At 36.7% G+C, this 20,219-nt stretch carries 23 protein-coding genes, 6 tRNA genes and 4 riboswitches; of the genes, 2 read left to right on the forward strand and 27 right to left on the reverse strand.

Annotated features, from left to right (window positions below; genetic code table 11):
* Positions 1-255: 255 nt before the first annotated feature.
* From HRG09_RS25210 to tenA, 19 genes are all read right to left on the reverse strand, one after another.
* Positions 256-816: a cupin domain-containing protein gene (locus tag HRG09_RS25210; RefSeq protein ID WP_174103578.1), complete on the reverse strand. Its 561-nt coding sequence runs from the start codon at positions 814-816 to the stop codon at positions 256-258.
* Between the two features lie 104 nt (positions 817-920).
* Positions 921-2,066 carry a KdpD-like non-kinase potassium sensor gene (kdpDN, locus tag HRG09_RS25215; protein WP_174103579.1) on the reverse strand — a complete coding sequence of 382 codons (1,146 nt, stop codon included), beginning with the start codon at positions 2,064-2,066 and terminating at the stop codon, positions 921-923.
* Between the two features lie 63 nt (positions 2,067-2,129).
* Positions 2,130-2,708 carry a K(+)-transporting ATPase subunit C gene (kdpC, locus tag HRG09_RS25220; RefSeq protein WP_174103580.1) on the reverse strand — a complete coding sequence of 193 codons (579 nt, stop codon included), beginning with the start codon at positions 2,706-2,708 and terminating at the stop codon, positions 2,130-2,132.
* Between the two features lie 19 nt (positions 2,709-2,727).
* Entirely contained in the window at positions 2,728-4,821 is a 2,094-nt protein-coding gene (gene kdpB / locus HRG09_RS25225) for a potassium-transporting ATPase subunit KdpB (protein WP_174103581.1), read from the reverse strand.
* 22 nt (positions 4,822-4,843) lie between these two features.
* Positions 4,844-6,508 carry a potassium-transporting ATPase subunit KdpA gene (gene kdpA / locus HRG09_RS25230; RefSeq protein WP_174103598.1) on the reverse strand — a complete coding sequence of 555 codons (1,665 nt, stop codon included), beginning with the start codon at positions 6,506-6,508 and terminating at the stop codon, positions 4,844-4,846.
* Positions 6,509-6,527: 19 nt separating this feature from the next.
* Positions 6,528-6,608 (reverse strand): K(+)-transporting ATPase subunit F, encoded by an 81-nt coding sequence (gene kdpF / locus HRG09_RS25235; protein ID WP_000972378.1) that lies wholly within the window; start codon positions 6,606-6,608, stop codon positions 6,528-6,530.
* Positions 6,605-6,709, reverse strand: coding sequence for a hypothetical protein (locus HRG09_RS25240; protein ID WP_174103582.1), 105 nt, complete (start codon positions 6,707-6,709; stop codon positions 6,605-6,607). The genes kdpF and HRG09_RS25240 overlap by 4 nt, the downstream gene beginning before the upstream one ends.
* A gap of 102 nt (positions 6,710-6,811) precedes the next feature.
* Positions 6,812-6,957: riboswitch (cyclic di-AMP (ydaO/yuaA leader) on the reverse strand.
* A gap of 255 nt (positions 6,958-7,212) precedes the next feature.
* Positions 7,213-7,431, reverse strand: coding sequence for a hypothetical protein (locus tag HRG09_RS25245; RefSeq protein WP_174103583.1), 219 nt, complete (start codon positions 7,429-7,431; stop codon positions 7,213-7,215).
* Between the two features lie 16 nt (positions 7,432-7,447).
* Positions 7,448-7,846, reverse strand: coding sequence for a hypothetical protein (locus HRG09_RS25250; protein ID WP_174103584.1), 399 nt, complete (start codon positions 7,844-7,846; stop codon positions 7,448-7,450).
* Positions 7,847-7,939: 93 nt separating this feature from the next.
* Positions 7,940-8,087: riboswitch (cyclic di-AMP (ydaO/yuaA leader) on the reverse strand.
* 96 nt (positions 8,088-8,183) lie between these two features.
* Entirely contained in the window at positions 8,184-9,005 is an 822-nt protein-coding gene (gene thiD / locus HRG09_RS25255; protein ID WP_174103585.1) for a bifunctional hydroxymethylpyrimidine kinase/phosphomethylpyrimidine kinase, read from the reverse strand.
* A gap of 5 nt (positions 9,006-9,010) precedes the next feature.
* Positions 9,011-10,030, reverse strand: a complete 1,020-nt coding sequence (locus HRG09_RS25260; protein ID WP_174103586.1) for a thiazole biosynthesis adenylyltransferase ThiF — start codon at positions 10,028-10,030, stop codon at positions 9,011-9,013.
* Positions 10,023-10,793, reverse strand: a complete 771-nt coding sequence (locus HRG09_RS25265) for a thiazole synthase (RefSeq protein WP_026592836.1) — start codon at positions 10,791-10,793, stop codon at positions 10,023-10,025. The genes HRG09_RS25260 and HRG09_RS25265 overlap by 8 nt, the downstream gene beginning before the upstream one ends.
* A 2-nt stretch (positions 10,794-10,795) precedes the next feature.
* Positions 10,796-10,999, reverse strand: a complete 204-nt coding sequence (gene thiS / locus HRG09_RS25270) for a sulfur carrier protein ThiS (protein WP_174103587.1) — start codon at positions 10,997-10,999, stop codon at positions 10,796-10,798.
* Between the two features lie 15 nt (positions 11,000-11,014).
* Positions 11,015-12,124 carry a glycine oxidase ThiO gene (thiO, locus tag HRG09_RS25275; RefSeq protein ID WP_174103588.1) on the reverse strand — a complete coding sequence of 370 codons (1,110 nt, stop codon included), beginning with the start codon at positions 12,122-12,124 and terminating at the stop codon, positions 11,015-11,017.
* Positions 12,117-12,737, reverse strand: coding sequence for a thiazole tautomerase TenI (tenI, locus tag HRG09_RS25280; RefSeq protein WP_174103589.1), 621 nt, complete (start codon positions 12,735-12,737; stop codon positions 12,117-12,119). The genes thiO and tenI overlap by 8 nt, the downstream gene beginning before the upstream one ends.
* A gap of 10 nt (positions 12,738-12,747) precedes the next feature.
* On the reverse strand, positions 12,748-13,749 hold the full coding sequence (locus tag HRG09_RS25285) for an ABC transporter substrate-binding protein (protein WP_174103590.1): 1,002 nt from the start codon (positions 13,747-13,749) through the stop codon (positions 12,748-12,750).
* On the reverse strand, positions 13,746-14,498 hold the full coding sequence (locus HRG09_RS25290) for an ABC transporter permease (RefSeq protein ID WP_174103591.1): 753 nt from the start codon (positions 14,496-14,498) through the stop codon (positions 13,746-13,748). Before HRG09_RS25290 ends, HRG09_RS25285 begins: the two co-directional genes overlap by 4 nt.
* The gene (locus HRG09_RS25295; protein WP_174103592.1) at positions 14,495-15,244 is read right to left on the reverse strand and encodes an ABC transporter ATP-binding protein; all 750 of its coding nucleotides are present in this window, start codon (positions 15,242-15,244) and stop codon (positions 14,495-14,497) included. Before HRG09_RS25295 ends, HRG09_RS25290 begins: the two co-directional genes overlap by 4 nt.
* A complete protein-coding gene (tenA, locus tag HRG09_RS25300; RefSeq protein WP_174103593.1) occupies positions 15,213-15,908 on the reverse strand; it encodes a thiaminase II in 696 nt (231 codons plus the stop codon). Before tenA ends, HRG09_RS25295 begins: the two co-directional genes overlap by 32 nt.
* A gap of 84 nt (positions 15,909-15,992) precedes the next feature.
* Positions 15,993-16,095: riboswitch (TPP riboswitch) on the reverse strand.
* A 61-nt stretch (positions 16,096-16,156) separates the two neighbouring features.
* Positions 16,157-16,268, reverse strand: a riboswitch (TPP riboswitch).
* Between the two features lie 552 nt (positions 16,269-16,820).
* Here tenA and HRG09_RS29755 point away from each other — a divergent pair.
* Together HRG09_RS29755 and HRG09_RS25310 are read left to right on the forward strand one after the other, a co-directional pair.
* A complete protein-coding gene (locus HRG09_RS29755; RefSeq protein ID WP_174103594.1) occupies positions 16,821-17,222 on the forward strand; it encodes a M23 family peptidase in 402 nt (133 codons plus the stop codon).
* A 6-nt stretch (positions 17,223-17,228) separates the two neighbouring features.
* Positions 17,229-17,561, forward strand: coding sequence for a hypothetical protein (locus tag HRG09_RS25310; RefSeq protein ID WP_174103595.1), 333 nt, complete (start codon positions 17,229-17,231; stop codon positions 17,559-17,561).
* A gap of 91 nt (positions 17,562-17,652) precedes the next feature.
* Here the strand turns inward: HRG09_RS25310 and HRG09_RS25315 are convergent, their stop codons facing one another.
* The 8 genes from HRG09_RS25315 to HRG09_RS25350 all read right to left on the reverse strand — a co-directional run bounded on the left by HRG09_RS25315 (position 17,653) and on the right by HRG09_RS25350 (position 20,213).
* Positions 17,653-18,804 (reverse strand): DUF3965 domain-containing protein, encoded by a 1,152-nt coding sequence (locus HRG09_RS25315; RefSeq protein ID WP_174103596.1) that lies wholly within the window; start codon positions 18,802-18,804, stop codon positions 17,653-17,655.
* Between the two features lie 337 nt (positions 18,805-19,141).
* The gene (locus tag HRG09_RS25320) at positions 19,142-19,561 is read right to left on the reverse strand and encodes a CBS domain-containing protein (RefSeq protein WP_174103597.1); all 420 of its coding nucleotides are present in this window, start codon (positions 19,559-19,561) and stop codon (positions 19,142-19,144) included.
* 174 nt (positions 19,562-19,735) lie between these two features.
* Positions 19,736-19,807: transfer RNA gene (locus HRG09_RS25325), tRNA-Glu, on the reverse strand.
* A 1-nt stretch (position 19,808) separates the two neighbouring features.
* Positions 19,809-19,883, reverse strand: a tRNA-Asn gene (locus tag HRG09_RS25330).
* A gap of 3 nt (positions 19,884-19,886) precedes the next feature.
* Positions 19,887-19,963: transfer RNA gene (locus tag HRG09_RS25335), tRNA-Ile, on the reverse strand.
* A 10-nt stretch (positions 19,964-19,973) separates the two neighbouring features.
* Positions 19,974-20,044 (reverse strand) — tRNA-Trp (locus tag HRG09_RS25340).
* Between the two features lie 3 nt (positions 20,045-20,047).
* Positions 20,048-20,123 (reverse strand) — tRNA-Thr (locus HRG09_RS25345).
* Between the two features lie 17 nt (positions 20,124-20,140).
* Positions 20,141-20,213, reverse strand: a tRNA-Phe gene (locus HRG09_RS25350).
* Between the last annotated feature and the right edge of the window lie 6 nt (positions 20,214-20,219).

Here is a 20,219-nt window from a genome sequence, read left to right on the forward strand (position 1 = left end):
AGTTGATCAAAATGGATTCTTCTTATGCAAATTTTAATTTTTTTATAAAGTGAAACTTTAATCAGTGGGGGTTCTCTTCATCCCCCACTGATTATTAGTTGAACCAATCGGGCTTTTACGGGCAGTTGATCCCCCACCTATCTTCCTCGTTTCTCTCTGAATCTTGAGGTGGGGGTCTTACTGCCCGTTAATGCGGGATAAAAAGTTTGATCGTTTTAATATACGTTTTATCGAACATTAGCACCTGTTAGTTGATTAGTAATAGCGGTTTCCTTCAGTAGACATGGCAATTGCTTTTGTTTCATGAACTGTACCATACGGATGCTCTGGCGGCGCATAGATAGCGTAAATTTTAAGTGGTATATTCCCCATATTGGTTATATTGTGCCATTTTCCAGCAGGTATCATAATCGCATAATCATCATAGACCATTTCTTGAAAATCTAATTTATCTTTGCTATCACCCATTTGAACAAGTCCCTGACCTTCTTCAATACGTATGAATTGATCAGTTGTCGGGTGGACCTCTAAACCTATGTCATCTCCAACATTAATACTCATCAAAGTTACTTGTAAGTTGTTTCCTGTCCATAAAGCCGTGCGGTAAGTATTGTTTTGCTTAGTAGCTTGATCAATATTCACTACAAATGGTTTTGATCCATAATCTGTTAATCTGCTGCTTCCATAATAAGGATTCCAGTTGTTATTGTTCCTATTACAATAATAAGGATTCCAATTATATATCCAATTGTTGTTATTCCAGTTGCTATGCATTGGGTTTTCCAATTGATAGTGATGCCATGATTTACGGTACATATTCATGCTCCTCTCATGATTTCATTTACCTTTTATCCTATTCAGCTCCCTATGTATAGGGATGCAAAATGGGGATAAATAGGCCTTTCTTTCAAAGAAACACTTTATGCTCTTTGGTCTGCAACAATATGAATATCAATATGCTTCGTTTGCCTCATAATTTCATTTACAATAGATCCTTTTCGAATTTCCTCCCACCTTGTTCTTGCCGATTGCCCGAGTAAAATTTGTGTAACCTGCAATCGTTTCGCCACTGCGATAATAATATCTGCTGGTTTTCTTCCTTTCGCTTCTTCCAACAAAAACGTAGCATGAAATTGATTCGTCAACGACTGCCACTCATCAATTGTTTGCCTTTTGCTTGCCGATAATGATTCTATATTTTCTCTTTCAACGTTTAATACATATAATTCAGCATTTAATCGATCTGCCATACGCCAACCACGCCGTATTAATTTCTCTGCTGTTGAACTATATTGCACACAAACGAGGATCTTTTCCTTTACACCTATTGGATCCATTACCGATTGGCTAATTTTATCATCCATATCGTCTGCAACTTCCCGTAATGATAACTCTCTTAAAGCCCCTAAATTATTAATTGTAAAAAAGTTTTGCAAGCTCCGTTGAATTTTTTCTTCTATATATATCTTTCCATCTATTAATCGTTTCCGCAGCACTTCTGGTGTTACATCAACAAGTTGAATTTCATTTGCTTTTTGTAAAATAAAATCAGGAATACGCTCTCGCACTTTTACATTCGTAATTTGTTCTACAATGTCATGAACGCTTTCTAAATGTTGAATATTAAACGCTGATAACACTGATATTCCAGCATCTAATAATTCCTCTACATCCATATAACGCTTTTTACGTTTTGATCCCGGTATATTGCTATGTGCCAATTCATCCACAACAACCACTTGAGGCGCTCGTTTTATAATTGCCTCTACATCAAGCTCATAAAATACTTTTCCTTTATACTTTATTTCTTTCAAAGGGACTTTTTCTAAATCAGCAATTGCTTCCTCAGTCTCTTTTCTTCCGTGTGTTTCAATTAAACCAATTACAATATCAATACCTTCTTTTTTCATTTCCCGTGCATCAAATAACATTTTATAACTTTTCCCAACACCCGGTGCCGCTCCCACGTATAACTTCAATTTCCCTCGATTCATTCTCCTTATTTCCTCTAAATATTCCTCTGGTGATCTTCTTTGAAATAGCGGTTCATCATTTTCAGCGTACATATTCTTATCACATCCTTACAAAACGAACTACCTCAATCGATATGGATTGAGGTAGTTTATCTATTATTTTGCTAGCTTTTGTACTTCTATGTTTAGCTTTAATACATTAACGCGTTCTTCCCCATATAAACCAAGTGCACGACCTTCTGTATGGGAAGCAATCATATCTTTTAATTTATCTTTTGAAATTTTTGTTTCCTTCGCAACACGATCCACCTGTGCATATGCTGATTTAGGACTAATATCTGGATCAAGTCCTGAAGCTGAGTTTGTTACTAAATCCATTGGCACCTCTGTTACTGGTACAGAAGGATTATCTTTTTTCCATTTTTCAATACTTTGTTCTGTACGTTGTAGTAATTCTGGATTAGAAGGCGCATAGTTATTAGATCCAGAACCTTCTGCTTTATACTCAATACTGGATACACGCCCTTGAAAATATTTTGCAGATTTAAATTCTTGACCGATTAATTTAGAACCAATTATTTCACCTTTATCATATATTAAACTTCCTTGTGCATTATCCTTCATCGTTACTTGTGCAATCCCAGTTACCGCAGCTGGATAAATCAATCCACATAACACAACAAGCACACCAGTTAAACGAACGACGGGTCCTAAGAAACTTTGTTTTTCTGTCATGAATATGTCCCCTTCTCTATTAAATGAATAGTCCAACGACCAAATCAATGAGTTTAATACCGATAAATGGTACAAGTACACCACCAAAACCGTAAATAAATAAGTTACGAGAAAGCAATGCATTCGAACTCATCGGTTTATAGGAAATTCCTTTCATTGCTAGTGGAATCAACATCGGAATGATGATTGCGTTAAAAATGAGCGCTGAAAGAATTGCTGAAAATGGCGAATGTAACCCCATAATGTTTAATGCTTCCATTTGCGGAATTGCCACTGTAAACATTGCAGGTATAATCGCAAAATACTTCGCAATATCATTTGCGATACTAAATGTCGTTAATGCACCACGCGTCATCAATAACTGCTTCCCAATTGCAACCACTTCAATAATTTTCGTTGGATTGGAATCTAAATCAATCATATTCGCTGCTTCTTTCGCCGCCGCTGTACCACTATTCATCGCAAGACCAACATCAGCCTGTGCAAGTGCCGGTGCATCGTTCGTACCATCACCCGTCATCGCAACTAATTTTCCTTTTTCTTGCTCTGCTTTAATAACAGCTATTTTATCTTCTGGCTTACATTCTGCTACAAATTCATCTACACCCGCTTCTTTCGCAATCGTTGCCGCCGTTAATGGGTTATCACCAGTACACATTACGGTTTTAATCCCCATTTGACGAAGTTGCTCAAATCGCTCACGCATACCTGGTTTTACAGTATCCTTTAAATAGATTAAACCGAAAATACGATCACCCGCTGCAACTGCAAGTGGTGTACCACCTTCTTTTGCAATCAAATCTGCCTTTTGATGTAAATCTTTCGGAATCGTTCCACCTTGAGATTGTACCCAATCAACGACCGCTCCAACAGCTCCTTTTCTTACCTTTACTCCATCGTTTAAATCAACACCACTCATTCTTGTTTCTGCTTTGAATGGAACAAATTCTCCTGTTTCTGCATCTGACGCATTGTAAGAAAGACCTTTTGAGTTTACGTACTCAATAACGGAGCGCCCTTCTGGTGTTTCATCTAATACAGAGCTAAGCGCCGCCCATTTTGCTAATTTTTCAATTGTCTCATTTCCGGCAGGTAACAACGTATGCGCCATACGATTACCGAATGTAATGGTACCTGTTTTATCTAAGATGATCGTATTGATATCACCTGCTGCTTCAACTGCTTTCCCACTCATTGCAAGTACATTAAACTTTGTGACACGATCCATCCCAGCTATCCCAATCGCAGATAATAACCCACCAATTGTTGTTGGAATTAAACAAACAAGTAAGGCAACGAGAATCGATGTATCAATTTGAAAACCTAAATAATTCGTAAATAACGGCAGTGTGACAACTACAATTAAAAAGATTAATGTTAAGCTAGTTAGTACTGTATTTAACGCAATTTCATTTGGCGTTTTTTGACGTGTTGCTCCTTCGACTAACGAAATCATTTTATCTAAAAACGACTCACCTGGATTACTTGTAATCTGTATCGTAATTTCATCACTCACAACCATCGTTCCGCCTGTCACAGAACAAAAATCGCCGCCTGCTTCTTTCATTACTGGGGCTGATTCCCCTGTAATAGCGGATTCATCTACAGATGCTAAACCTTGTATAACTTCTCCATCACCTGGGATCATCTCACCTTGTTTCACAAGAACGATGTCACCCTTTTTCAAACTAGATGCTGAAACTCTCGTAACCTCTCCATTTTCTTTTACAATATTGGCAAAGACATCTTTTTTCGATTGTTTTAACGAATCAGCTTGTGCCTTTCCTCGTCCTTCTGCCAACGCTTCTGCAAAATTTGCAAAGAGAACTGTAAATAAAAGAACAAGTGTAACCATTATATTGAACCATAACGGAACGTTTGTTGATAAGCTCGGCACAATTGATAAAATCAATGTAATGAAAAAGCCAATTTCCACAACAAACATAATTGGATTTTTAACCATTTGCTTCGGATTTAACTTTACAATAGATTGTTTTAAAGCATTTGATACAATATCACGATCCATTGTTTTCGCACTTCTTACTTCACCATCTTCTCGTTTTGGAGATGGCACAGCTTGTATATGCTTCTCTTTAGCCATAGCTGGTCTCATGTTTATTCCCCTCGCTTCTTTCTTATAGAGTTAGAAACTCTGCAATTGGTCCTAATACTAATACTGGGAAGAATGTTAATGCACCAACAATAAAGATCGTGCCAACGAAAATCCCACCAAATAAACCGTTATCTGTTCTGAATGTTCCGACTGTTTCCGGTACTAATGTTTTCTCTTTCAATGAAGCTGCCACTGCAAGCATTGTGACTAAGCCGAAGAAACGAGCTAAATACATCACAAGTCCGGTTGAAATATTCCAAAACGGTGTATTATCTGCTAATCCTTCAAAACCAGAACCATTATTTGCTGCCGATGAAGTAAATTCATAGATTACTTGTGTAATACCATGGAATCCTGAATTTGTAATTGCATCTGTTCCTAAATTTGTAGAAAAAGCAATCGCTGATGCTCCCAAAATTAATAATGGTTGGAATAATAATGTTACCGCGATTAACTTCATTTCTTTTCCTTCTAGCTTTTTACCAAGAAACTCTGGTGTACGTCCGACCATTAAACCTGAAATAAAGACCGCAATCATCGCATACATGATAACGTTTATAAATCCTGCTCCAACACCGCCAAACACTGTATTTAGTAGCATATTCACAAGTGGTAACATCCCGCCAATTGGCGTAAATGTATCATGCATCGCGTTAACCCCACCTGTTTCAGAAGCAGTTGTTACTGTCGCAAATAAAGATGTCATTACTGTTCCTAATCGAACTTCTTTCCCTTCCATATTCCCCTCTGTACTATCCATTCCTAAATGATTTAATACTGGATTCCCTTGTAATTCAGCCGTTACAACTGTACCAAATCCAATAATAAACATCATAAGCATTGATACAAATAAAATTCTTCCTTGTTTCTTACTGCCTATCATTCTTCCATATGTGAATGGAAGCGATGTTGTAATCAACATCATAAGCATCATTTGTAGTACATTTGTAATTGCAGTTGGATTCTCAAAAGGATGTGCCGAGTTAACTCCAAAGAATCCACCACCATTATTTCCTAGCATTTTAATAGATTCTAAAGATGCTAACGGACCGCGCGGAATCATCTGTTTTGCACCTTCAAGTGTATGTGCTACTGCAGTGCCACTAAATGTTTGTGGCATTCCTTGTGCTACGAATACAAGTGCCATAACAAATGCGATTGGCATTAATACACGTATAATTGCTCGAACAAAATCAACGAAGAAATTTCCTAGTCCTTTACCTGCTAGACCACGAATAAATGCAATTGCTAAAGCTAACGTTGTCGCTGGTGCAGTAAACATCATAAACGTAATCCCGATCATTTGTGATAAATAAGATAAACCACTTTCACCACTATAATGCTGTAAATTTGTGTTCGTCATAAAACTAATTGCTGTATTAAACGCAAGTGTAGGTTCCATACCCTCTATTTTGCTTGGGTTTAATGGGAGAATACCTTGTAATCTGAAAACAAGATAAACAAATAGAATCATACATCCATTTGTTAACAGCATCGCTAATGCGTACTGTATCCAAGATTGATTATTTTGTTTTATACCACCCATTTTAAAAATAAGTCTCTCGATTGGCCCAAACACTTTATCTAACATTTTACTACCTTGAAACGCTTTTTCTAAATAAGCCCCCATTGGTTTCGCTAGTAGTACAAACAATAATATCGTTACAATAGCTGCCACCCATACCATCATCGCCTTTTCCTCCTACTTAAAACTTCTCCGGATTTAATAACGCATAAACTAAATACACAGTAATCGCTGCAACAATAACTGATAAGGCAATCATCATGATTGCTTCCCTTCTTTCACAACTTTATCTGACCAATTCGCGAGCCCTAGCATAGACGCTACTAATACTATACAGATTCCAATCATCACTACATCTAACATTTCAATCCCCCGTTTTTAAAATGTAAATTTTTACCATCAACCCATCAAAAAAAGAACACTGAGGCTCTACTCAGTGTTCAAAAATGAACAACACAAAAGTAAACCTCCTCTCCAAACGCTTACGAGGTTAGCTGTCGGATTCGGGCCTAAAGAGTAGCCCTACTTTCGTAATGAAAGATTCACCCCAAGTGACAATGCACAAAATTGGTTCCCCCGCTCCAAATAATTGGACTCAGCGATATCAGGTTGTTTTTGGAAATTTTATGAATGATTTATGAATGTAAATATACTCCTCTCCATTTCACTTGTAAAGAGGAAAATCACCTAAAATAAGAAAATATTTTACCGTTTAAACGCTTACATTAATTAGAATTAGTATTTTATCATCTGTTTTCTTGTCTTTTCTCTTATTTTCATTAAAATCAACTTTTAATATGAAATAAAAAAAGAGAATGAATTTAAGTACCGTTTTAATAGTACCCTGAATTCATTCCCTTTTTGTTTTATAAAAATGAACGCAAGTTTCGCCCACGAATATAGACTCGCGTTAGTTCCACATACAACCTTTCATATGCAATAATATCTGTTTCTAAATACAAACTCTCTTCTGATGGCAATATCATATATGGTTTTGGAAACATAGAATCCATTGCTAATTCTTGCATTCGCTCCTTCGATACTGCCCAACGGTTTGCTATATCCTCACGTAATAACACCTTCATCGTCGTTTCCTCCGCCCTATTCAAAAAATAAAAAAGAAATATTATCACAATTTGTAAACACTACAAATTTAGCTCCAATTGTTTGATAGAGCCTGACTGGATATCTTTTATTTCTTGTGACAACTGTAATAGGTGCTTGAAAAGAAAAATGAATACGCTCGGTAAAAAAGCTAACGATTGGAAGTTCATCTCCTAGCAAGATTACTTTTTTTATTCCACTGCAAATACTTGTTACATTTAGTTCCTCATTGCAGTAATACGTTGAATCAAATCCACACGCTCGTACTTCATCTGCTATTTGTTCATTTGCTGTGAAAATGATTAAATCACTTTGAAAAGATACTAATTTTCTTAAACTATTTACTTTATTTTCTTCCCCTATACAAATGAGTGTTACTTCTTTTTCCTCATCCATGTATATCATCCTCCTTAGTATAAAAGAATTCGAATGTAGATTGATATTCTCCTATACTAATCCGATCGATGAAGCGATGTATCCATCCATGCACCATCCTCTCCCAAGACGCTTACGAAGTTAGCTGTCGGATTCGGACTTTGAGAGTAGCCCTACTTTCACCATGAAAGATTCACCCCTAGTGACCATGCACAATTTGGTTCCTCCGCTCCAAATGAATTGGACTCAGCGTTACAAAAAACAGATTCTGGCTGATATAATACTCCTAAATATGGAAAAAGTAAACAACAAAAAAGCCAGCTATAAAACTGGCTTTTTCTCATTGGAATTTGAATATTTATGCATGATCCTTTTGACATTTATATGCAAAATGATTCGTTGGTCCATGACCACTTCCAATATTTAATTGCTCTTCAATTGCTATACTAATAAATTGTTTAGCTTCCCCTACTGCCTCTTCAATTGGATAGCCTTTTGCAAGTCCTGCCGTTACAGCGGATGCAAATGTGCAGCCACTACCATGCGTTTGTTTTGAATCAATTCTTTCGCTTCTAAATTCAACAAACTGCTGACCATCGAAAAGTAAATCAATTACTTCGTTACCTTGGTATTCCGCATGTCCACCTTTCATAAGAACATACTTCGCCCCTAATTCATGCAACACCTTTGCAGCTTTCTTACTGTCTTCAATATTATGAATTTCCAGCCCAGTTAACACTTCAGCTTCTGGTACATTCGGAGTCACTACTGTTGCAATTGGTAATAAATATTCCTTCAATGCTTGCACAGCTTCTTGCTGTAATAACGAAGCACCACCTTTTGCAATCATAACAGGATCTAGTACAATATTATTCCAACCAAATTTTTTAATATTATCTGCAACAACTTTAATAATTTCGCTACTAAATAGCATACCAAGCTTCACAGCATCTGGGGTTAAATCTGTACCAATAGAATTTAATTGTTCCTGAATGCCTTCGAGAGCAACTGGATATACCCCTTGCACACCGAGTGTATTTTGAGCCGTAATAGCTGTAATAGCTGTCATTCCGTATACACCAAGCTCCTGGAATGTTTTTAAATCTGCTTGAATACCTGCACCGCCGCCGCTATCAGATCCAGCAATTGTTAAAGCTTTATTCACTTTCATTTCACTCATCCTTTTCATCCAAAATAACGATGATAAATTGTTTTTGCTTCTACTATATCTTTTGTTCCATGTACAAGAACCCGGCCATCTTGAAATGCAACCAATCTCTTATCTTCAACTGAAAACGATAGTAAATATGGATTCACCATTAAATCTGCTACACGATCGCGCAGCAGTTCTTTATATCGTTCAAAATCTAATCGTTCTTTATGCGGAGGTCTAATTTGAACTGTATTTCTTCCGCATAAAACTGCGGTTTTTGACGTATTATCCTTATTTAAATATGGATACACTGCTGCCTCACCACATGAAGGACAATTATGTTTTCGAAGTTTTTGCACATTCATACATGAATATTCATTTTTCCATACATCAAACGATACAAGCCCATCCCTAAGTGCTTCGTAATCCTCTACTAAAATTTTGAGAGTTTCCGTTACTTGATGAGAAACAACGAGAGATACAGCAGGTGAAATGATCCCTGCTGTATCACATGTCGCTCCGCCAAGCGGGATGGATTGTAATAAACAAGATAGACACGGAGTCTTCCCTGGTAAAATCGTATAAGAAAGACCGTAGCTTCCTACACACGCCCCGTAAATCCACGGAATAGAATACTTTTGTGATATATCATTAACGATAAAACGTGTTTCAAAATTATCAGTCGCATCAATCATTACATCGACAGTCGTAACAAGTTCTTCTAATTCTTCGGCTGTTACATCTTGAACAAATGCTTCTACAGTTACGTCACTATTAATTGCTTGCAAGCGTCTTTGCGCTGCTACAGCCTTTGGAAGATTATTTTTCACATCCTCCTCACAATATAACTGCTGACGCTGTAAATTACTCCAATCAATATAATCACGATCGACAATTGTTACACGGCCAACGCCAGCTCTCACAAACATCTCTGCATTCGCACTACCAAGCGCTCCAGCACCGATAATTAGTACATGCTTTTCTCCTATCTTTTGTTGCCCTTTTTCTCCAATTGGAGAAAATAGCTCTTGGCGAGAATATCGATTATTCAACTACACTCATTCCTTCTAAAGGACTACTTGCCGTCGCGCAGCGCTTACGTGCAATACGCCCTGCTTCAAATCCTAGACGTCCTGCATGAATACCTAGTTTCATTGCTTCCGCCATTTTAATAGGGTCTTTCGCACCAGATACAGCTGTATTTAATAACACGCCATCTGCTCCCAATTCCATCGCAAACGCAGCATCTGCTGGGCTACCAACACCAGCATCAACAATAACTGGTACTTTTGCTTGCTCAATAATAAAGCTTAAGTTTAATGGATTCACAATACCAAGGCCTGAACCAATTGGTGATGCACCAGGCATAATTGCATGAACACCAAGTTCTTGTAGTTTACGAGCTAATACAACATCATCTGATGTATAAGGAAGAACAATAAACCCTTCTTCTAAAAGCATTTCAGATGCTTTTAAAGTCTCCACTGGATCTGGTAATAACGTTCTATCATCCCCGATTACCTCTACTTTTACCATGTCACAAAGTCCTGAAGCTTTTGCTAATTTTGCAATACGAACTGCTTCTTCAGCATTTTTCGCTCCCGCTGTATTTGGAAGTAATGTATATTTTTTTACATCAATTTTTTCTAGTAAATTCGGTTGCTGTGCATCAAATATATCCATACGACGTACTGCAAATGTTAAAATTTCTGCTTCTGATACTTCAATTGCTTTTCTTTGTACATCATAGTCTGAAAATTTCCCTGTTCCTAATAAAAGTCTAGAATTGAATGTAAATGGTCCAATGTTTAACATAATCAACCGCCTCCTACGAAAGTTACAATCTCAATTTGGTCTCCATCAAAAACAGATGTATCCTGATGGTCTTCTTTTGTTAAAATATCTGCATTGCGTTCTACTACAACAATCTTTGTATCTAATCCTAAATGCGTAAGCAATTCTGCTACTGTCTTAACACGTTCCGGCACCTCTACTTGCTTACCATTAATTTTTAAGTTCAAGCTTCCATCCCCTTTCTAAACCGTTTTAGAAAGCAATGAATCTAGCAAATGATTTCCTTGCTTTCCTTCTATTACATCTGTCATATATTGACCAGAAACAGGACTTAATAAAATACCGTTTCGGTAATGGCCCGTACAAGCATATAATCCTTTTATTTCTTCATGTGCTCCCATATAAGGGACTTCATGATTAGATTGCGGGCGTAACCCCGCCCACGCACTTTCCCATTCTGCTTCTTTCAAAGCTGGTAAGATTGTGTAAGCACGCTCTAGTATTGAAGTGATACTTTCTGGTTGTACAGATTTATTAAACGTATGAGGCTTCATTGTTGCTCCAATTACATAGCGTCCACCACGTTTTGGTGCAATATAAAAACGTTCTTGGAAAATAGGAGATTTCAGTAATGGCTTATGACTCTTCACAGCCACCACTTCTCCTTTCACAGGATATGTACCCCACTCTTTATCAAAATGATGAAGAAGTTTTTTGCTCCATGAACCACCGGCAATTACTACCTTGTCACATAGAATCATACCTTCATTCGTAATAATCCCTACTACTCGGTTGTTCTCTATTTTGATATCAAATACTTCTGTTTGTTCATATATATCAGCTCCAGAAACGGCTGCAGAATGCGCAAATGCTTTCGTAAGTTCTGGCGCGATGACATGACCATCTTTCGGATAATATACAGCCCCCATAATGGATAAAGAGAGAAATGGCTCTTTTTCACGAAGCTCATCTCCAGTCATAAAATATGATTCTTCACCTGTTTTCTTTTGCCAGTCCATAATATCTAGTATTCTTGTCTTCTCATCTTCATTTTGGGCAATCCTGTATATACCTTTCTCCTCATACCCAATATCGATGCCAGTTTTTTCACGTAAAGTTTTTGCAAGTTGTGGAAATATTTCACGGCTTTTCCTAGCAAGTTCAAATAGTGGATCATACGCATCCCACTCCGCCTGTACACCAAGTAAACCTGCCGCTGCTTTAGAAGCTTCAGACGCAATCCTTTGTTTCTCAACAATTGCAACTTGGTATCCTCTTTCCGCTAGAAAATGTGCAACTGAACTACCAATTACACCACCGCCAATAATGGCTACATCATATATCTTACTCATGGTTTTCCGCCCACTTTCTTATTGTTTCCTTATACAATCTTGCTTTCTCGTATGGAGTACGATCACTGACAATTCCAGACATAACTGCAATACCACTTACACCAGACCGAAGAACCTCTGCTGCATTTTGAGGCGTTATCCCACCAATCGCTGTAATCGGTACCGTTAATCGCCTTGCCATATCTGAAATTTCTTCTAACCCTCTTGCTGGAACACCCTTCTTACAATTCGTTAAAAATACATGACCATAAACAAGGGAATCTGCACCATTTTTGAAAGCTACTATTGCTTCTTCCAAAGAATGCACAGAATACCCAACATGCAAATAAGAAAACTTTTCTTTCACAAATCTAACATCTGCGCTTCGATATCCCAATTGTACGCGAGGGATATTTAATAGAATCGCAATATCAATCCGATCATTCATCACAAGCTTAGATGCTGGAAAGCCTCTTTTTAAAAGGCTTTCCACACCTTCATACAACTCTTTCGTATTTTTCTCACGCTCACGAATATGCAAATAGTCAATCTCACTCTCAATTTGCATCGCTACATTCGTTAACTCTTCGAATGTCATCTGACCATTTGAGATCACATGGAGCTCATTTTTCATATTCATTCGCCTACTTTAAAATGTTTTCGAATAATTCATCGGCAGGAACACTTTCTTTTGTCATGCCTTTTTCTTTCAACCATTTATTTTGTTTTTCCCATGACTCTTTTGAATCCGATAAAAATGGCTCATCTTTCGTTTCCATTTTCTCTAATAAAATTTTCATACTTTCTTTTTCAACTTCTGGAACGAGCGGGAAGTTTTCTTTTTCTTGATGATCTAATAAAATATTTAGTGCCTCATCTGGATTTTTCTTCATGAAGTCGTATCCCTTTTTCGCACCACGTAAAAATGCTTGTAATGATTCTTTATCTTTCTTCAATGTTTTATCACCTGTGACAAAAACAAGTTCATGATAATTTGGCACACCGTAATCAGCTGGGTTAAAGTATGCTGGTTCATGGCCTTGATGGCGCATAACAGGAACTTCATGGTTAATGTAAGCACCTGTAACAGCATCTACTTTTTTCGTAATTAACGCTGGCACTAAATCAAATCCAACATCTACTACTTTCACAGTATCAGGATTTCCACCCGCTTCTTTTACCATCGTTTTTAAATATGCCTCACTTAAAGGTGTTCCAGAGTAACCAACTGTTTTACCTTCTAAGTCTTTCGGTGACTCAATACCTGCTGATTTTAACGATACAACATGATTTAGTGGTGAACGGACCACAGCTCCAATTGATTTCACTGGAATTTGTTCATTGGCTCTTGCGATGACAACATCTGGCTGGTAGTATAAACCAACTGTTACTTTTCCTGCTGCCGCTAATGTTAGTGGATCGGTTGGATTAGAAGGAAATTTAATATTCACCTTTACTCCTTCTTCTTTAAAGTAGCCCTTTTCAATCGCTGCATAGATAAAACTATGCACTGCGTTTGGATACCAATCGAGCATAACCGTTACTTCTTTCTCAGCCTTTTTCTTCTCTGATGCTGAATTGCTAGAACATCCTGCAATCATTGCAACTAATAATGTAAACACAAAGATGCGCTTTAATAATTTCATGAATGTTTCCTCCAACTAATGAATTTCTTTTCTAATATAGAAACAAGTAATACAAACAAAATAGCTAGTAATGATAACAGTACAATCGGTGCAAACACGCCTGCCCCATCTAACTGCGTCATCATTCGTTTACTAAAATATCCTAAGCCAGCTTGTGCTCCAAGCCATTCCCCAATCGCTGCTCCAATTACACTAAGCGGAACAGCAATTTTTAAAGCAGAGAAAAAGTATGGAAGTGCAGAGGGCAACTTTAACTTTAGAAAAATATCTTTTTTCGTTGCACCATATGTAACTAAAAGCTCTTCCCATTCCTTTTTCGTACTGCGTAGCCCATCATACGTATTTACAGCAATTGGGAAAAATGCAATCAAAACAGTCACAACTACTTTGCTCCAAATAGAATATCCAAACCATAAAACAAATAATGGTGCTAGCGCTGTAATCGGAATTGTTTGCGATGCAACTAGCAATGGATAAAATGCTCTTTCCATCCATGTACTAGCATTCATCAACATCGCGAGTCCCACACCGAGCACAAGTGAAATCACAACGCCTATTAACACAACGTATAACGTTGCCGGTAAATGCACAGTAAATAATATATCTCGCAGTGCCCACATTTTAGCTAGAATTGCAGTAGGAGAAGGTAAGATGTACATCTCATCCAAAATTCTAGCTCCCACTTCCCAAGCTATGAGCAGTATGCTACTTAAAATCAGTGCAGGTAATAACTCGATTACACGTTTCATACAAGCACCTGCCTTTGCAGCATACTAAGTAATTCATCTTTTAAAGCTAATATTTCAGGTTTATGCAAGTCTTTCCTTGAGCGATCTGGTCCAAGTGGTACAATACGTTCCGTCAAAATTGTAATAGGCTGCTCTGTCACAACAAAAATCCGATTGGAAAGAAAAAGCGCTTCCTCCACATCGTGTGTAATAAATAAAATTGTTTTTTGCCACTGTTTCCATTGTTCAAACAACCATTCTTGCAAAGTTGCCTTTGTTAAGGCATCTAATGCGCTAAACGGTTCATCTAACAATAAAATGTCCCCGCCTGTTAATAGCGTCCGAACAAAAGATACTCGTTGCCGCATACCGCCCGACAAATCTTTCGGATATTTCCGTTCATATCCTTGTAAACCAAATTGTTCTAAAAGCTCTTTCGCCTTCAAATGCGCTTCTTTTTTCTTTATTCCCTGGCACTCTAACGGCAATGCCGCATTTTCAATAATCGTTCTCCACGGCAGAAGCATATCTTTTTGTGGCATATACCCTACAGGATGACTCGTTGTTTCTGTCAGTTGAATATTTCCAGCCGTAGGTTCTTCTAATCCTGTAATTAAACGAAACAATGTACTTTTGCCACAGCCACTCGGTCCAATGATGCTCACAAACTCTTTTTCTTGCACGAAAGCATCTAGGTCGTTTATGATTGGCTTTTCATCATAATGAAAGGAAACATTATGAAATTGTAGTATGCTCTTGCTCCTCAAAACCCCACATCTCCTTACGATACGCCATATCCCAGAATAAATACTCAAATCGGCTGGAATATAAGAAAATCTCTTCTAATTTAGCTAACTCTTGTTCAGATTTTCCAATCGCTAGTTCATTTAATAAATCTATTAACCAAATGCAAAGATCTCCGTATTCTTCTGAGCTATAGCCTTGAATCCACTCCCCAAAGAACTCATGATCCCTTGCTCCTGGAATATCATTTAAACGCTTTCCAATTTCCCAATAGCTCCACATACATGGAAGAAGAGCCGCAATTAACTCTGCAAGCGTACCATTTTGAGATACTGACATCATATAGTTTGTATACGCTAAATTTTTAGCAGATGGTTTTGCCTCTTCTATCTCTTGTACAGAAATACCAAGGCGCTTTGCATACTGTTTATGAATCGTCATTTCTCCATTTAAAATGCCATCTATTTGTTCTGCAAATTTACCCATCACATGTGGATTTGTTGCCTTTACAACTCCAATTGCATATAGTTTTGCATAGTCTAGCAAATATAAATAATCTTGTACGATGTAATATTGGAATTTGTCTTTTTCTAACGTACCATCCCCCATTCCAGTTACAAATGGATGGTTGTGACTTTTCTCCCAAACAGGCTTCACAGTTTCAAATAACCTCTCACAAAATTTCATTTATATTTCCCCTTCCTTTATATCTATTTATTAAAATAAAAAACCACTTCTATATAAGAAGTGGTTCAGCAAATAAAAATACATTTATTCATTGTTCCACTTCCCTACGCTAGCATAATCTAGATCAGGTCAGTAAGGGTTAAGGATTATTCCTCTCTCAGCACATAAAGCACCCCTAGTGGTTTCTATTATTCAATTATCAAATAAAAAAGCCCCGTTTCTCTGCGCAAAAGAAACGGGACTTACTCATTTAGTCCGAATTGCTTCCCTACGCTAGCATAATCTAGATCAGGTAATGAAAGGATCTAAGACTCCCGGTCTTACTCTCAGCTGGCAACACCAGCTCTCCTAGCACATTATGAAATTACCATAGTCAGTATAACATTGTCATGGGGCATCAGCAACTGTTTTCATTTATCCCGCATTAACGGATCTAACCTTTACATCAAGGTTCTACTTTCCACTTATATAAAATATGAAAAATAAATATTTATATAGGCATGAATCCCCATCGGCCTATGGCAGTTACAAAATAATTTTTCAACATATACGTTGATGCTATAAAAACAAAAGAAGATCTGCTTTCATTTTCTCTTTCTGTTTTAACTTGGCATGGGGCAAAAAAAGGCTCTGACCGCCTCTATGCATGGGCGGATTCTCTCCCCCTAAAAAGAAAGCTTTTCTTTCGTTTTTTAATTCATATTTATATATCTATTCAGAAAATATCGATTATCTTTTTATCCATATTCTAATAGTTATTTATCTGTTATTCTTGTAATATATTTCGATTCCATTAAAAAACAGTTATTTTTTCTTATTTCATATTACAGTTATGTGAACAATGCGCAAAGTATTATATCTTTATACTATAATAAAAAATATATTAATACATCTATGGGGGGCTAATATTAGATGAAACAGAAAGCTACAGCTTTAACGGCAACTACTGTGGCAGTCACATCTCTACTTCCATCCATAAATCAAGTAGATACACGTACTGTAGCAGCTCAGCAATTGCCTACCAAAAACACTCAATATATAAAACTCAATTCAAAAACATTACATTCTAATAATGAAATGAACACAAGGAATAATACTAATTCCTTAAAAAAAGCAAATACTTCATTTACTAAATCTACTAAGCTATATACAACCGTTCACGCTCATACGAAAGACCCTTCAGTACAAGTTGATGATCAAATTCTGATTGGACAATTATTAGAACATATGGGAAATACAGATCATTCATTTAGGCAGCAGCATCATTTTGAAAAAACAAACGCAGTAAATCCACTGCCTTATTTGGTTCGGTAATATTATATGTCACGTAATATACCATTAATAATTGAGTATATAGCTTTTCTCGGTTTAATCTGTTGCTTAGTCATTTACAATACGAACCTTGTCTTTTTGGGTATCGTCATCTCATTTGTTGCTATTGAATCTTTGATGGAAGCATTCAAAATCCGACTGAAGAAACGAATTTCTCATATATATACTGCATTTATTATTATGAGCGGCTTAATAACAAATATTATTTATAGTGGTTTTCATATGGCTGCTATATTCCCTGTATTTTTTATAGGAGTACTAATCATTATTTCCCAATATATTTACATTCCTGAACACCGTAAAAATCAGCAAGAAGCTTAGAACAACCTTCTACATTTATGACTAAAAAAGGGATCTCACGTTTGAAGTGAGATCCCTTTTTCATATATGCATTATATTGAACAGCTTCTCTTTATCCACACGCATATCGCTCATAAATAAAACTTAAATTATACTTCTTTTCTAAGCCCATTCGTTGTGCATCATCGCACCAGTAAAATAAAATATCATGAATTGTTGCATAACGCTTATTCTTTAGAAATTGCTTAATAAATGACGGTAAACAATCGTGTAATTGTATAAATATATAATTCCGTAAGATTTCTTCCTTATGTTCAATTCCTTTACAAACATGCATCAACTCTTCACAATAATATGCATGTTGCGGAACTTGAATCATTTCAAAAAATGGTACATATGATAATAGTTTTCCAATGAAGTGCTCATATCGATTCATAAATTCAAACGACATATGCTCCATCATTTCCTTCATTACATACAGATAATCATCCACATGAGTAGTTTTTAGCGGATTAAGACGGTCAGAAATTTGAGCAATTACAGCTCTTTGACATGCAACAACAGAGCGACTTGGTCCATAATATGTTAAAAAATCCGTACACTTACGATATTTTTTTAATAAATCATATATATATAAGTCATAAACATATGTATTACAGTATATTGCTAAATTCATCATCTCTTGATCCAATTCCTCTTTGGACAATCGTTTTGCCTGTTTACAAATATAAAAGAATGTAAGTTCCATTACTTCCTTATGTGATAATAACTTTTCGGATTTTTCAATACATTCTTCATTAAATTTAATTCTTTCCCATATCATTATATCCGTCTCTTCTAATTTACCTGTACGATATTTTATGATTAAGTAGTTCCACGCCACAACTTGTGTTAAAATATCCCACGTTTCATATTCCATAGATGTATGTACAAATCCATCTAATTTATGGTTCACCATAAATGTATAAGCTTCCTTATACCAACCAATTTTCTGACATAAACGAACAATGCGAACTAAAGTTGGTATTTCATCTTTATGAAACTGTGGCAAGTCTTTCACTTTATTCATTCCATATAAAATAAACGGAGCCAAGTTTTCTTGTTTATAAAATTCTTTTTCTTTCCAGGCTAAAATTGTCCGTTCTTTTCCTTCGCCTTTTGGATGATTTGGTACAAGTAAAGAAAATAAATCTGCAAAATTAGTTGGTTCCACATAGGCCTCTGTAACCAAATTCCAATTTGGATTACTCTGTACCTCCCTCATATTATTTCTCCTCCGTTTCTATTTATATATGAAATCTTTGATAGCTTAGTAGATAATCATAATATTATTAATATTATTATATTCAAAATATCTTATAAAACTTATATTTATTATATCATTTTTTAACATAACAAAAATTAGTAATGGAAATTGTTAAATAAAATTTCAAATGAACTTAACATATGTCATTCTCCAGATACACTTAATGGAGAATCTTTATATCCATGCGTAATATTTTGGATACGTTTTAATCACAATATAGCTTTATTTGCATTATTAATAAAACGTATCCACCCTTACATATTCTCTAAACGAAAAATAATCTACATATACTCCTTTATTCTGTATGCTCGGAAATTTCGCTTAAAGCAAATCCTGCTTGATCATCAGCTTTCTCTGCTATTGCTAAATCCCCTAACGCTAACATCCCAACAAGCTGGCCATTCTCAACTACAGGCAGTCTTCTAATTCGGTGATGCGCCATTAACTCTGTAGCCTTTTCAATAGAGTCATCAGGAGAAACAGACACAATTCCTGTAGTCATGACATTTGTAATTTTATTAGACCCAGGATGTTTCTCAGCAATTCCACGAACAACTAAATCACGATCAGTGACAAGACCAACCACTTGATCGTTCTCTACAACTGGAATCATTCCAATGTCCTCTTCTTTCATTTTCACAGCAGCTTCATATACATTATCTAACGGTGTACATTGTACAATATCGGTACTCATAAATTCTCTAACTGTTGTCATGTAGCTTTATTCCCTCCTTTTTATACATACTATAGTTTTTCCAAATTCCCTTTATTTATTATGAAATAAATAAAGGGAATTTTAAATTAATGTTATCATATATACAAAAAGAGAAAGCTTTCACATTATATTTTCACAAGAAAAAAGAGCCAGCTAATTGCTGACTCTTTTTTATGACCCGTACGGGATTCGAACCCGTGTTACCGCCGTGAAAGGGCGGTGTCTTAACCACTTGACCAACGGGCCATGGCTCCGCAGGTAGGACTCGAACCTACGACCGATCGGTTAACAGCCGATAGCTCTACCACTGAGCTACTGCGGAATATGGTGGGCCTAAATGGACTCGAACCATCGACCTCACGCTTATCAGGCGTGCGCTCTAACCAGCTGAGCTATAGGCCCATATTTCTTACAGGGGCAGTAGGAATCGAACCCACACCGGAGGTTTTGGAGACCTCTGTTCTACCTTTAAACTATGCCCCTAAGTGGTGCCGGCTAGAGGACTTGAACCCCCAACCTACTGATTACAAGTCAGTTGCTCTACCAATTGAGCTAAGCCGGCTTTTCCAAAAAAAAAGATGGCTCGGGACGGAATCGAACCGCCGACACGAGGATTTTCAGTCCTCTGCTCTACCGACTGAGCTACCGAGCCAAACAT

It is taken from the genome of Bacillus sp. Xin1 (genome assembly GCF_013314535.1).
Classification (GTDB): domain Bacteria; phylum Bacillota; class Bacilli; order Bacillales; family Bacillaceae_G; genus Bacillus_A.

Excerpts from the sequence above, each read along its gene's own strand:
- HRG09_RS25210 (WP_174103578.1), bottom strand. The coding sequence starts at position 816 with ATGTACCGTAAATCATGGCATCACTATCAATTGGAAAACCCAATGCAT.
- kdpDN (WP_174103579.1), bottom strand. The coding sequence starts at position 2,066 with ATGTACGCTGAAAATGATGAACCGCTATTTCAAAGAAGATCACCAGAG.
- kdpC (WP_174103580.1), bottom strand. The coding sequence starts at position 2,708 with ATGACAGAAAAACAAAGTTTCTTAGGACCCGTCGTTCGTTTAACTGGT.
- kdpB (WP_174103581.1), bottom strand. The coding sequence starts at position 4,821 with ATGAGACCAGCTATGGCTAAAGAGAAGCATATACAAGCTGTGCCATCT.
- kdpA (WP_174103598.1), bottom strand. The coding sequence starts at position 6,508 with ATGGTATGGGTGGCAGCTATTGTAACGATATTATTGTTTGTACTACTA.
- kdpF (WP_000972378.1), bottom strand. The coding sequence starts at position 6,608 with ATGATGATTGCCTTATCAGTTATTGTTGCAGCGATTACTGTGTATTTA.
- HRG09_RS25240 (WP_174103582.1), bottom strand. The coding sequence starts at position 6,709 with ATGTTAGATGTAGTGATGATTGGAATCTGTATAGTATTAGTAGCGTCT.
- HRG09_RS25245 (WP_174103583.1), bottom strand. The coding sequence starts at position 7,431 with ATGAAGGTGTTATTACGTGAGGATATAGCAAACCGTTGGGCAGTATCG.
- HRG09_RS25250 (WP_174103584.1), bottom strand. The coding sequence starts at position 7,846 with ATGGATGAGGAAAAAGAAGTAACACTCATTTGTATAGGGGAAGAAAAT.
- thiD (WP_174103585.1), bottom strand. The coding sequence starts at position 9,005 with ATGAGTGAAATGAAAGTGAATAAAGCTTTAACAATTGCTGGATCTGAT.
- HRG09_RS25265 (WP_026592836.1), bottom strand. The coding sequence starts at position 10,793 with ATGTTAAACATTGGACCATTTACATTCAATTCTAGACTTTTATTAGGA.
- thiO (WP_174103588.1), bottom strand. The coding sequence starts at position 12,124 with ATGAGTAAGATATATGATGTAGCCATTATTGGCGGTGGTGTAATTGGT.
- tenI (WP_174103589.1), bottom strand. The coding sequence starts at position 12,737 with ATGAAAAATGAGCTCCATGTGATCTCAAATGGTCAGATGACATTCGAA.
- HRG09_RS25285 (WP_174103590.1), bottom strand. The coding sequence starts at position 13,749 with ATGAAATTATTAAAGCGCATCTTTGTGTTTACATTATTAGTTGCAATG.
- HRG09_RS25290 (WP_174103591.1), bottom strand. The coding sequence starts at position 14,498 with ATGAAACGTGTAATCGAGTTATTACCTGCACTGATTTTAAGTAGCATA.
- tenA (WP_174103593.1), bottom strand. The coding sequence starts at position 15,908 with ATGAAATTTTGTGAGAGGTTATTTGAAACTGTGAAGCCTGTTTGGGAG.
- HRG09_RS29755 (WP_174103594.1), top strand. The coding sequence starts at position 16,821 with ATGAAACAGAAAGCTACAGCTTTAACGGCAACTACTGTGGCAGTCACA.
- HRG09_RS25310 (WP_174103595.1), top strand. The coding sequence starts at position 17,229 with ATGTCACGTAATATACCATTAATAATTGAGTATATAGCTTTTCTCGGT.
- HRG09_RS25315 (WP_174103596.1), bottom strand. The coding sequence starts at position 18,804 with ATGAGGGAGGTACAGAGTAATCCAAATTGGAATTTGGTTACAGAGGCC.
- HRG09_RS25320 (WP_174103597.1), bottom strand. The coding sequence starts at position 19,561 with ATGACAACAGTTAGAGAATTTATGAGTACCGATATTGTACAATGTACA.